The organism is Geodermatophilus sp. SYSU D00758 (assembly GCF_054049955.1).
In genome coordinates, this window is record NZ_JBJGYK010000006.1 from 22136 (window position 1) to 34232 (window position 12097).

Genomic DNA, 12097 nt, shown 5'->3' on the forward strand with positions numbered 1-12097 from the left:
CCGCGCGGTCAGCGGGCGATCGGCACCCGGGGGCCACCCGTGGGGGTCGCCGCGGCGGCGCTGCCGTGCCCCTGGCCCGTGAGCAGCCGGTGCACCTGCTGGATGGCGATCGAGCCCTCCCCCACGGCGGAGGCGACCCGCTTGACCGACCCGTGCCGGACGTCGCCGGCCGCGAGGACGCCCGGGACGCTGGTCTCCAACCCCAGCGGCGGGCGCTCGAACCCGCACAGCGCGTCGTCGCTGAGGTCCGCCCCGGTCAGCACGAAGCCGGCCGGGTCCCGCTCGACGTCCGCCGGCAGCCACCCGGTGCGCGGCTGCGCCCCGATCATCAGGAACAGCGCGTAGGCGTCGACCCGCTCCAGCTCGCCGGTGCCGCGGTCGCGCAGCACCAGGTGGTCCAGCCGTCCGTCGCCGCCGCCCCCGACGACCTCGGTGCCCGTGCGGACCTCGATGCCGGGGGTCTCCTCGACCTGGCGGACGAGGTAGTGCGACATGCCGGCCTCCAGCGTCGCGGCCCGCACCACGAGCGTGACCCGCTCGGCGTAGCGGGCCAGGTGCACCGCGGCCTGCCCGGCCGAGTTCGCGCCGCCGACGATGAAGACCTCCTCCCCCGCCACGAGCGGTGCCTCGGAGGCGGCGGCGCCGTAGAAGACGCCGGCCCCGTGCAGGGCCTCGAGGGCCGGGACGCCGAGGCGCCGGTAACTGGCCCCCGTCGCCAGGACGACCGCGGGGGCGCACACGACGCCGCCGGTCTCCGAGGTCAGGACGACGTGGTCGTCCTCCCGCCGCAGGCTGGCGATCTGCTGCATGAAGGCGAAGCGGGCGCCGAAGATCCACGCCTGCTCGTAGGCCCGCCGGGCCAGCTCCCCGCCGGTGACGCCCCGGGGGAAGCCGAGGTAGTTGCGGATCGCGGAGCTCGCGGTGGCCTGACCGCCGAGGCTGCCGGCGTCGACGACCAGGGTGCGCAGCCCCTCGGAGGCCCCGTACACCCCTGCGGAGAGACCGGCCGGGCCGCAGCCGACGATCACGAGGTCGTACCGCTCCCCCGCCGGCTCGATCACCGTCCCCGCCGACCGGGCGATGTCCACGTCGCTCGGGTCCTCCACGATCCTGCCGTTGGGCATGACGATGAGCGGCAGCCGCCGGTCGCCCGCGCCGTCGAGGACGGCCCGGGCCTCCGCGGAGTCGGCCAGGCAGAACCGGTGCGGCATCGCGCAGCGGCCGAGCACGTCGCGCAGCTCGTACGCCCGGCCCGACCAGGTCTCCCCGATCACGTCGATGGTGTGCGGGGCCCGGCGCGCCGCCTCGGCCCAGGTGAGCAGGAAGCCCGACATCGCCTGGTGGAACGACTCGTCCGGCGGCGGGGCAGGACGCACCACGTAGTGGTCCATGCGCCCGCGCGCGATCTCCTCGAACATCGCGTCCCCGGCCTCGGCGATCCCCACGTGGTCCCAGCCGATGAGCAGGACGCGCTGCGCCTGCGGGAACAGCGGTCGCACCTCCGCGAGCACGTCCGTGCCCGGTTTCCCGGCGAGCTCCTCGCCGGCGAGCACCAGGGCGACCTGCTCGCCGGCCAGGGCCAGCTCCTCCAGGGTGGCCAGCGCCTCACCCGCCGAGCGCAGGCAGCAGATGCGGTAGTCGGAGGCGTAGCGGTTGCGCAGCTCGCGCTCGACGTCGTGCAGCAGGGTGGGGTCGTCGTCCACGGCGACCAGCAGCGGAGCGCTCATGTTCGCTCTCGATCGGGGGGTCGGCTGGTGCCCGGGCCCGGTTCGCCCGGACCTGCCGACCCTAGGAACCCGCGCCCTCCCGGCGCCAGGGTGCGAAGGTCTCTTTCCCCGCCGCGCCGGGCGGGGCGCGGCTCGCCGGTGACCTGCGGCGGACGCGCTGTCACCCGATCGGCGCCGTCAGGCGTCGGCCAGCGCGTCCCGCCACTCGATGCCGCGGTTCTCGGCCGCGACGGAGTCCATGACGTCCAGCACCGGCTCGACCGTGAAGACGAACGCGGCGTAGACGGTGGTGAGGTACTGGAGGTCGGCCGGCTCGTCGGTCTCGATGACGGCGTAGCCGCCGAACTCACCGACGCGGACGACGAACTGGTGGAAGGTCAGGCTCTTCGGCATCTCCCACACGGCGAAGATCTCGAGGACCCGCTTCTGCGCGGTCTCGTACTCCGCGGCCGACCCGGCCGGCCGCTCCCGCCAGGTGACGACGTACTTCATGTCGGTCTCCCTCCCGGACGCCCCGACGAGGTTCCCGGGTACCGCAACCGGCGGGAAGGGGGACGGCGACGGCCCGCACACGACGTCCGCCGTCCCGACGCGTCGGCACAGCCGGTCCACCGGCGGTCGCTCCCCGGCACGGGCCGTGGGGTAGGCACGCCTCGTGGACACGCGCACGCTGCTGCTGGGGGACTGGACACCGGTCATCAGGGACGGCATCGACGTCCTGCGGCTGGTCGTCCTGGGCGGGGCCGTGGTGTACGCGGTGGCCGGGGACTGGGGCGCGGCGGCGCTGCTGGCCCTCCTGGGCGGCGTCACGCTCGTCGCCCGGGTGATCAACCTGCCGCGCCCCTACGACCTGTCGCTGACCCTGGCGATGGCGCTGCAGGGGTTCGGGGAGGTCCTCGGCCTGTACGACGAGTGGGTGCGCTTCGACGACCTCGTGCACTTCACCCTGCCGATGCTCACCGCGCCGGTCGTCTACATCGCCCTGGCCCGGGTGGAGGTCGTGCCCGACCCCCGCGACGAGACGCACCTGCCGCACTACGTCGGCATCGGGGTCGTCACCGCCGCGCTGGGCATCGCGATCGGGGCGCTGTGGGAGATCTACGAGTGGCGCTCGGACGCCTGGTTCGGCACCGACCTGTCGGAGGGCAACGACGACACCAACGGCGACCTGGTGCGCGACACCCTGGGCTCGCTGGTCGGCGGCGCGCTGCTCATCGTCTGGGCCCGCTTCGGCTGGGGGTCGGTGCGGCGCATCCCCGGGGTGAACACCCACGAGGACGTCAGCGCCTGACCGGCCGGGAGCCTCGGGCTCCCGGCGGAGCGCTCCGCGGGGCGTCCCGTCGGCGTGCGCGGACCTGTTGACACCCCTCCCCGGCGGGTCGAGGTTGGTCCGCGCCAGGCAGGACCACTGGTGTGCGGGGTCGAACGGCTGCCGCACCGCTGGGAGGCCGCCATGCCCACGCCGGACGAGCGGGTCGCCGAGTTGCTGGCCGAGGTCGGCGGCGAGGCCGCCCCCGCCGTGCTGCTCTGCGACCGCCATCCCGCCGACCAGGTCGCGCTCACGGTGGTCGAGGGTGACCTGTCCGGCCGGGACCTCACCTACGGCCACCTGAGGGCCCGCTCCGAGCAGGCGGCCGCGGCGCTGGCATCGCTCGGGGTCCGGGCCGGCGACCGCGTCGCCACGCTGATGGGCAAGGGCGAGGACCTCGTCGTCACCGTGCTGGGCATCTGGCGCCTGGGCGCGGTCCACGTGCCCCTGTTCACCGCGTTCGCCCCGGCGGCCATCGGTGCGCGGCTGCTGCCGAGCCGCACCGCGGTGGTGGTGTGCGACGCCGATCAGCGGGCCAAGCTCGACCCGGGGCCCGACATCCCGGCCGACGCGCCCTGGCGCATCGTGGTCGCCGGGGATCCGGCGCAGTGCCGCCCGGGGGATGCCGGGCTGGACGACCTGCTCGACGCGCAGCCACCCGGTTCCGCCGCCGCGGTGCGGCGGCCCACCGATGCGCTGATCCACCTGTTCACCTCGGGGACGACCGGAGCCCCCAAGGCGGTCCCGGTTCCGGGCGGGGCCCTGCCCGGCATCGCCGTCTACCTGCAGTACGGCCTGGACGTGCGCGCGGACGACGTCTTCTGGAACATCGCCGACCCCGGCTGGGCGTACGGGCTGTACTACGGCATCGTCGGGCCGCTCCTCACGGGCCGCCGGAACCTGCTGCTGCGCGCCGGCTTCGACGTGGCGACGACGTGGCAGGTGCTCGGCCGGTTCGGCGTCACCAACTTCGCCGCGGCCCCGACGGTCTTCCGCGCCCTGCGTGCCGGGGAGGCGCAGGCGCCGTCCGCGGATCTGCAGCTGCGGGTGTGCTCGAGCGCCGGCGAACCGCTCAACCCCGAGGTGGTGTCCTGGGCCGAGCAGCGGCTGGGGGTGCCCGTCCGGGACCACTACGGCCAGACCGAGCTCGGCATGGTCGTCGTCAACGGCTGGCACCCCGACATCCGGGCCGAGGTGCGGCCCGGGTCGATGGGGCGCCCGATCCCCGGCTACCGGGCCGCCGTGCTCGCTCACGGCGAGGACGTGGTGGCGCCGCCCGGCGAGCCGGGTCGCCTGGCCGTCGACGTGCCGGGCAGCCCGCTGATGTGGTTCACCGGGTACGCCGACGACCCCGAGCGGACGGCGGAGCGGTTCAGCGCCGATCGGCGTTGGTACCTGACCGGCGACGTCGCGTCGGTGGACGAGGACGGCTGGTTCTCCTACTCCTCGCGCGACGACGACGTGATCATCATGGCGGGCTACCGGATCGGGCCGTTCGAGGTCGAGTCGGCGCTGGTGTCGCACCCCGCCGTCGCGGAGGCGGCGGTGATCGGGGTGCCCGACGCGCTGCGCGGCGAGGCGATCGAGGCCTACGTCGTCCTCCGCGACGCCGGGTCGGCGGCGCCGGGCCTGGTCGAGGAGCTGCAGGAGCACGTCAAGCGGCGCTACGCCGCCCACGCCGGCCCCCGGCGGATCCACGTCGTCGCCGCGTTGCCGCGCACGCCGAGCGGCAAGGTGCAGCGGTTCGTCCTGCGCGAGCGGCGCCGCAGCGAGGCCGACCGGCCGGAGCCGACCAGCAGCCCCGCGTGAGCCGTCGACCGTCCCGGCCGGCGGGCACCGCACGGCGGACCGGGACGTCCGGGTCCTACCAGGTGTCGACGTTGGGCCGTACCCGCCCGGCCGGGCGCGGGGTGCCGGCGACCTCGCGGGTGAGGGTGGCGATCCAGCGGCGGGTGTCGGCGGGGTCGATGACGTCGTCGATCTCCCAGTGCGCGGCGACGTTGAGCCCGCGGCCCTTCTCGTAGGAGGCGGCGACGGCGGCCTCGTAGGCGGCCTGCCGCTCGCGCTCGTCGTCGATCGCGGCCAGCTCGCGGCGCATCCCCAGCCGGACGGCGCCCTCCAGGCCCATCGGCCCGAACTCGCTGGTCGGCCAGCCGACGGCGAACCGCGGAACCTTCATGCTGCCGCCGGCCATCGCCTGGGCGCCCAGGCCGTAGGCCTTGCGGACGACGACGGTGCCGATCGGCACCGACAGGTTCGCGCCGATGACGAACAGCCGGGAGAAGTGCCGCACCGTCGCCGTCCGCTCCGACTCGGGGCCGACCATGAAGCCGGGGGTGTCGCAGAAGGAGACGACCGGCAGCCGGTGCGCGTCGCACAGCTGCAGGAACCGGGCGGCCTTGTCGGCGGCGTCGGCGTCGACGGCCCCGCCGAGGTGGGTGGGCACGTTGGCGAGGACGCCGACCGGGGCGCCCTCCACCCGCGCCAGGGCGGTGATCATCCCGGCGCCCCAGCCGTCGCGGAGCTCGAGCACCGAGCCCTCGTCGCACACGCTGCGGACCACCGCCCGCATGTCGTAGGCGCGCTTGCGGTTCTCGGGCACCAGGTGGCGGGCCAGGCGGGGGTCGGGGGCGGTCCAGTCGTCGACCGGCCCCTGGAAGTAGGAGAGGTACTGCCGGGCCGCGGCCACGGCCGCCGCGTCGTCGGGCACCCGGAGGTCGACGACGCCGTTGGCGTGCTGGACGTCGATCGGGCCGATCTCCTCCGGTGCGACGACGCCGAGGCCGCCGCCCTCGATCATCGCCGGGCCGCCCATGCCGATGGTGGCGTCCTCGGTGGCGATGACGACGTCGCAGGTGCCCAGCAGCGCGGCGTTGCCGGCGAAGCACCGCCCGGACGCGATGCCGACGGTCGGCACCAGGCCCGACAGCCGGCCGAAGAGGGTGAAGGCCATCGTGTCGAGCGCGGAGACGATGGGCAGGTCGACGTCCCCCGGCCGGCCGCCGCCGCCCTCGGCGAACAGCACGACCGGCAGCCGGCGGGCCTCGGCGAGCTCGAACAGCCGGTCCTTCTTCAGGTGGCCGCGCATGCCCTGGGTGCCGGCGAGGACGGTGTAGTCGTAGGAGACCACGACGGCCGGGGTGCCGCCGATCTCGGCCAGGCCGCCGACGACGCCGTCGGCCGGGGTGGTCCGCTCGAGCTCCTCCCGGCTGCGGCGGCGCTCCTGCGCGGCGATGGCCAGGGGCCCGTACTCGAGGAAGCTGCCCGGGTCGACGAGGTCGGCGAGGTTCTCCCGGGCGGTGCGGCGGCCCTGCGCGTGCCGCTTGGCGACCGCCTCGGGGCGGTGCTCGTCGAGGCCGAGCTCGTGCCGCCGGCGCACCTCGGCGAGGTCGGCCCGCTCGGCGTCGAGGTCGAGCTCGGCCGCGGCCTCCTGGTCACGCACCGCGTCGTGCTCGACGGTGGCCAGCAGCTGGCCCTGCCGGACGGTCTCCCCCACCGCGACGGCGACGGACCGGACGACACCGCCGGCCGGCAGCGCGACGACGTGCTCCATCTTCATGGCCTCGAGGACGACGACCGCCCCGCGCGGCTCGACCGCCGTCCCGGCCGGCGCCTCGATGGCGACGACCGTGCCGGGGACCGGCGCCCGCAGCGCGTCCTCGTCGGCGTCGAGCGGCTCCTCGCAGCCCGGCGCGTCGGGCTGCCCGGCGACCAGCTCGGCGGTGCGGTCGTCGACGAAGGTGGTCGTGGCCTGCTCGACCTCGGGGTGGGCGAGCAGCGCGCGCAGGAGGCCGGCGTTGGTGGCGACGCCGCGGACGTCGAGCTCGGCCAGCGCCCGGCCGGCCTTCCGGAGCGCGCCGGCCAGGTCGCGCTCGGAGACGACGACCTTGGCCAGCAGCGGGTCGTAGCGCGCGCTCTGGACGGCGCCCTGCCGGGCCGCGGTGTCGACCCGCACGCCCGGGCCGCCGGGGACGGTGAGCGCGGTGAGGGTGCCGGCGGAGGGGACGACGGCGCCGTCGGCGGTGACGGTCTCGGCGTTGACGCGGGCCTGCACCGCCCAGCCGGTGGCCCGGGGCGGGCCGTCGGCGAGGCCGAGGTCGGCGAGGGTGGCGCCGGTGGCCACCCGCAGCTGGAGGCGGACGAGGTCGAGGCCGAGGGTCTCCTCGGTGACGGTGTGCTCGACCTGCAGCCGCGGGTTGCACTCGAGGAAGACGGACCGCTCGGGGTCGTCGGCGGCGGCGAGGAACTCCACGGTGGCCAGCCCGGTGAGCCCGGCCTGCCGGGCGAGGACGGCGGCGGCCTCGTGCAGCCGCCGGCGGACGGGCTCGGGCAGGTGCGGCGCGGGCGCGATCTCGACGATCTTCTGCCGGTGCCGCTGCAGCGAGCAGTCGCGGTCGCCGAGGACGACGACGTCGCGGCGGGCGTCGCCGAGCAGCTGCACCTCGACGTGCCGGGCCCGCTCCAGGTAGGCCTCGGCGAAGACCGCGCCGTCGCCGAAGGCGGCCCGCGCCTCGGACGACGCGCGGGCCAGCGCCGCCGCCACGTCGTCGCCCGGCCGGACCAGCCTCGTGCCGCGCCCGCCGCCGCCGGCGCGGGCCTTGAGCACCACCGCGCCGGCGCTCTGCAGCAGGTCGGCGACCTCGCCGGCGGTCACGCCCGCCGCGGTGCCCCGCAGCACCGGGACGCCGGCGGCCTCGGCCAGCGCCCGGGAGCGGACCTTGTCGCCGAACAGGTCGAGCGCTTCCGGGGACGGGCCGACGAAGGTGACGCCGGCGGCGGCGCAGGCGCGGGCCAGCGCCGGGTTCTCGGAGAGGAAGCCGTAGCCGGGGTGCAGCAGGTCGCAGCGGGTCGCCGTCGCGGCCGCCACCACCGCGGCGACGTCGAGGTGCGCGGCCGGGCCGGTGCCGGGCAGCGGGTGCGCCTCGTCGGCCGCGGCCAGGTGCGGGGCATCGGGCTCGTCGGCGCCCGCGACCGCGACCGATGTCGTCCCCTCGGCCGCGGCGGCGCGGGCGATGCGGACGGCGATCTCCCCGCGGTTGGCGATCAGCAGGCGGTGCGCGGCGGCCATCCCCGGATGCTCGCACGGCGCCCTGGTCGCACTGTGCCCGCCGTCACAACCGGCCGTTCGGACCCTCACAGCCACTCGACCAGCCCTGGCGCCGCCTCCCCTGGTCCGGTCCGCACGCGCAACCAGGCTGCGAGGGCGGCTGACAACCGCGGCAGGCCGGCAGGGGTACGTGGCCGGCGACGGGCGTTCACCAGGAGCAGCCCGGCGTGCTCGTCCGGCCCGAGCGGGGCGTAGTCGACGACGTTCTCGGTGACCACCACGCGCCTGCTCTCGCGGGCCTGGCGCGCCACCTCGGCGTCCTGACGCCCGATCAGGTCCGGCAGCTCGACGACGGCGACAACGTCGTACCCCTCGGCGCGGAGCTGCTCGGCGAGACGGCGGGGGTACATCTCGTCGAGCAGCAGCCTCGTCACGCGGGGCCGGCCAGGATCTCCTGCTGGCGGCGCCAGGCCGCCTCGAGTTCCTCCGCGGCCCGGTCGTTGGCGGCGATCCGGTCGTCGACCTCCGACCGGTGGTCGGCGTAGTAGGCCACGGCCGCGCGCACACGGGCGTGGTCGAGCGACATCATCTCGGCCACCACCGGGACAGGGTCCTCGTGTCGCTCCTCCTGCACGACGCGGAGGGTCCGGACCACCTCGTCGACGTCCGGGCCGCCCGACAGGCCGGCGCGGCGGCCGCTCGGGCCGTCGCGGAAGGTGATCATCGGATGGGCCTCCCGGCGCAGCGCCTCGTCCAGCAGCCGCTCGATGGTCGAGGAGACCGACGTCCCGCGCCGCCCGGCCAGGTCCGTCAACCGGCGCAGCACGTCCTCGGACAGTCGGACCGAGCGCGGGGTCACCATGACTACAGAGTAGTCACGAGCGGCCTCCTCCGGCGCGCACGAGTTCGGCCGCCTCCGCCTCGACCGCCCGGGCGAGCACGCCGACGTCGTCGACCACCGCCGGGTCGGCGACCAGCCCGACGCAGAGCCGGTCGGCGACCGACACCACCGCCACCCGGAGGGCGTGGTGCTGGGCCACCTCGGCCAGCGAGTGGAGGGTGTCGACGCGGGCGCCCAGCACGCTGACCGGCCGGGTCGGCCCGCGCACGTTCGACACGTTGAGCGCGAAGGCCCGCCCGCTGCGCTGCAGCCGCTGCGACCAGCGCGCCAGCCGCGGGGAGGCGCGGGCCAGCCGGGCCATCAGCTCGTCGAGCTCCTGGGCGTCGTGGCGGGTCTTGCGCAGGGCGGTCCCGGTGCGGACGGCGGCCAGCCGCGCCCCGACGTCCGGTTCGTCGACCGGGAGGTCCACCCGGAACCAGGAGTCGCGGTTGCCGGCCGCGTCGCCGGCGGAGTGCAGCGTGACCGGCACCTTGACGCGCAGCGGGTGCAGCGGGCCGTGCCGCTGCTCCAGCCAGCGGCGCAGCGCACCGGCGACGACGGCGAGCACCGCATCGTTCACCGTCGCGCCGGCCAGCGCGCGGGCGGCGTCGTGCAGGGCGGGCAGCGGAACCGTGGCGAGGGCGACGGCGCGGTCCCGCCCCACCCGGGCGTCGAACGGGGAGCGGCGCAGGCCCGGCAGGAGCTCGCCGGAGAGGACCCCGGCGAGGTCGTGCCGCCGGGCCTCGTTCCCCGGCGGGTCCCCGGGCGCGTGTGCGTCGCGGGGGTCGGGCACCGCCGGGGCGTGGGCCGTGCGGGGCGCCGGCACCGCCGGCGCGGGGTCCCAGAGGACGTCGTGGGCGAGGCGCATGAAGGTCGTGCCGTCGGCCAGCGCGTGGTGCACCCGCCAGACCAGGGCCGCGCCGCCGCCGGCCAGCGGCCCGACGAGGTCCATCCGCCACAGCGGCCGGCTCCGGTCGAGGTGCCGGACGAACAGCCGCGCCACCTCCCGGCGCAGCCCGGCCGGGTCGAGCGGCGCGGCCGCGCGGACGGCGCCCACGTGGGCGGCGACGTCCACCGCGTCGTCGGGGAGCCACACCGGCGCGTCGGCGGGACCGGCCAGCCGCCAGGTCAGCCGCGGCGCGTCCGGGAGCCGGCGGGCCACCGCGTCGCGCAGTGCGGCCACGTCCGGGGCACCGGCCGCCAGGCGGACGACCTTGCACGTGTGCCCGACCAGGTGCGGGCCCTCGAGGGCCAGGATCGCCCGGTCCTCGGCCGTCAGCGGGACCGGATCGGCGCGCCGCTCGGGCGTCGTCCCGGCCACCGGCTCGGCGTCCCGGGGATCAGCGACGGCCGGCGTCGACGGCCACCGGCTCGCGCCGCGCCCGCTGGTGGTGGGCGTTGCGCGGTGTGGTGAGCACGGCGCGGGTCCGCTCGTCGAGCTCCGCCGGGTCCAGCACCCCGCCCTCGGCGAGCAGGGTCTCCAGCGCCTCCAGCCACCGGTCGTAGTAGCGCCACTCCTCGCCGGTGCCGGCCTCCTCCCAGGTGCGGATCGCGGCGACGAGCGCCTGCTGGAAGGCCGGCCAGTCGTACTGGCCGCTCTGGTGGGCGGCGAGCGCGAGGGCGAAGGCGCGGATCTCCCACGCGGTCTCGAAGGCGACCTCCCCGTCGTCCGGCCGGATCTGGTCCTGGTGCGGCAGCTGCAGGAGCAGGTGCTCGACCCGCCGCCGGGCGGTCTCCCGGTCCTCGCCCGCGGTCACCGGCGCGACGCCCCCGGGTGCAGCGGCTGCCCGACGCCGATCATCGAGTCGCGGGTGACCAGCGCCGCGAGCTCCTCCTCGCCGAGGTCCTCGGTGCCCTCCGGCCGCTGGGGCAGCACGAAGTACCGCAGCTCGGCGCTGGAGTCCCACACCCGGATCTCCACCGACTCGGGGACGTCGAGGCCGAAGTCCTCGCGCAGCACCTGGCGCGGGGCGCGGACCATGCGGGCGCGGTAGGGCGGGGCCTTGTACCAGTTCGGCGGCAGCCCGAGTACCGGCCACGGGTAGCAGGAGCAGAGCGTGCAGACGATGACGTTGTGCACCGCGTCGGTGTTCTCCACGGCGATCATGTCCTCGCCCTGCATGCCGCCGATGCCCAGCTCGGCGCAGGCGGCGCTGGCGTCGGCGAGCAGCCGCTCCCGAAAGGCGGGGTCGGTCCAGGCCCGGGCGACGACCGTCGCGCCGAGGTGCGGGCCCACCTCGTTCTCGTAGATCTCGGCGAGGCGGTCCACCGTGTCGGTGGTCATGACGCCCTTCTCGACGAGCAGGGACTCGAGCGCCTTCACGCGGGCGGCGATCTCCTCCTCGGAGCGCTGCGCGGGCCCGGGGACCGGCAGCGGGGTCTGCGGGCTCTCGACGGTCGACATCGGGCTTCTCCTCAGGGGCTGGGGTGGGGTCAGGACGCCGGCTCGAGGTAGGGGTCCCACACGTCGAAGGTCACGCTCCCGTTCGGGTCGGCGGCCTCCTCCCCCCACAGGTCGGCGGCGCGGAACAGGACGGTGTAGACGTGCTGGGGGTCGTCACCCCTGCCGTTGCCGGCGCTGTCGGGGTAGATGAAGGTGCCGTGCGCCTTGGTGATGACGCCCTCCCGGCCGCGGACGTAGCGCGCCCGGCGGGTGTGGCCGAACGGGCTGTCGTCGACCACGCGGACCCGGTCGCCGACGGCGAACCTCGCCGGCCGGTCCGAGTCGCGGCGCGCGGGCACCCCCTGGCGGAGGAGCGCCTCCATCGCCGCGACGAGGTCGGGGTCCGTGCGCTCGGGGACCTGCGCGTCGGGGTGCTCGAGGTAGTACTGCGTGCGCTTCTCGAGCTCGTCGGGATCGATGGCCCCGGCCTTGACCGCGTGGTGCTCGACGGTGCGCGCCCAGTGCTCGTAGTAGGGGGAGAGCAGGTACTCGGCGGCCGGCATCTGCTCGATGCCGTAGCGGAACTCGTCGATGCCGAAGAAGCCCTTCGCGGCGTTCGTGGGGAGCATCGCGAAGACCGCCTTCTCCCAGTCGGCGTGCCAGACCGGCTCGTCCTGCTCCACGCGGACGGGGCCGAGCCCGTCGGTTCCCCCGAGATCGTGAACGCCGTTCATGCGCCTCTTCTCCTCTG

11 protein-coding genes are annotated in these 12097 nt (G+C 76.1%); 2 read left to right on the forward strand and 9 right to left on the reverse strand.

Annotated elements, in window-relative coordinates; genetic code table 11:
• Positions 1-8: 8 nt before the first annotated feature.
• Together ACI8AC_RS06085 and ACI8AC_RS06090 are read right to left on the reverse strand one after the other, a co-directional pair.
• Positions 9-1727 (reverse strand): FAD-dependent oxidoreductase, encoded by a 1719-nt coding sequence (locus ACI8AC_RS06085; protein ID WP_456896189.1) that lies wholly within the window; start codon positions 1725-1727, stop codon positions 9-11.
• A 177-nt stretch (positions 1728-1904) separates the two neighbouring features.
• On the reverse strand, positions 1905-2219 hold the full coding sequence (locus ACI8AC_RS06090; RefSeq protein WP_456896191.1) for a DUF3303 domain-containing protein: 315 nt from the start codon (positions 2217-2219) through the stop codon (positions 1905-1907).
• Between the two features lie 163 nt (positions 2220-2382).
• Here ACI8AC_RS06090 and ACI8AC_RS06095 point away from each other — a divergent pair, with 163 nt between their 5' ends.
• Complete coding sequence (locus tag ACI8AC_RS06095; protein WP_456896192.1) at positions 2383-3018, forward strand: hypothetical protein; 636 nt, start codon at positions 2383-2385, stop codon at positions 3016-3018.
• Positions 3019-3138: 120 nt separating this feature from the next.
• Positions 3139-4845: an AMP-binding protein gene (locus ACI8AC_RS06100; RefSeq protein WP_456896193.1), complete on the forward strand. Its 1707-nt coding sequence runs from the start codon at positions 3139-3141 to the stop codon at positions 4843-4845.
• Between the two features lie 55 nt (positions 4846-4900).
• On the opposite strand, the gene ACI8AC_RS06105 is transcribed toward ACI8AC_RS06100, so the two are convergent.
• The 7 genes from ACI8AC_RS06105 to nthB all read right to left on the reverse strand — a co-directional run bounded on the left by ACI8AC_RS06105 (position 4901) and on the right by nthB (position 12080).
• Positions 4901-8104 carry a carboxyl transferase domain-containing protein gene (locus ACI8AC_RS06105; protein ID WP_456896194.1) on the reverse strand — a complete coding sequence of 1068 codons (3204 nt, stop codon included), beginning with the start codon at positions 8102-8104 and terminating at the stop codon, positions 4901-4903.
• A gap of 65 nt (positions 8105-8169) precedes the next feature.
• Positions 8170-8517, reverse strand: a complete 348-nt coding sequence (locus tag ACI8AC_RS06110) for a DUF5615 family PIN-like protein (protein WP_456896196.1) — start codon at positions 8515-8517, stop codon at positions 8170-8172.
• Positions 8514-8945, reverse strand: coding sequence for a ribbon-helix-helix protein, CopG family (locus ACI8AC_RS06115; RefSeq protein WP_456896198.1), 432 nt, complete (start codon positions 8943-8945; stop codon positions 8514-8516). The genes ACI8AC_RS06110 and ACI8AC_RS06115 overlap by 4 nt, the downstream gene beginning before the upstream one ends.
• A gap of 13 nt (positions 8946-8958) precedes the next feature.
• A complete protein-coding gene (locus ACI8AC_RS06120) occupies positions 8959-10284 on the reverse strand; it encodes a wax ester/triacylglycerol synthase domain-containing protein (RefSeq protein WP_456896200.1) in 1326 nt (441 codons plus the stop codon).
• A 19-nt stretch (positions 10285-10303) separates the two neighbouring features.
• The gene (locus ACI8AC_RS06125) at positions 10304-10720 is read right to left on the reverse strand and encodes a nitrile hydratase accessory protein (protein ID WP_456896202.1); all 417 of its coding nucleotides are present in this window, start codon (positions 10718-10720) and stop codon (positions 10304-10306) included.
• Entirely contained in the window at positions 10717-11367 is a 651-nt protein-coding gene (nthA, locus tag ACI8AC_RS06130) for a nitrile hydratase subunit alpha (protein WP_456896204.1), read from the reverse strand. Before nthA ends, ACI8AC_RS06125 begins: the two co-directional genes overlap by 4 nt.
• Positions 11368-11396: 29 nt before the next feature.
• A complete protein-coding gene (gene nthB, locus ACI8AC_RS06135) occupies positions 11397-12080 on the reverse strand; it encodes a nitrile hydratase subunit beta (protein ID WP_456896205.1) in 684 nt (227 codons plus the stop codon).
• Positions 12081-12097: the final 17 nt, after the last annotated feature.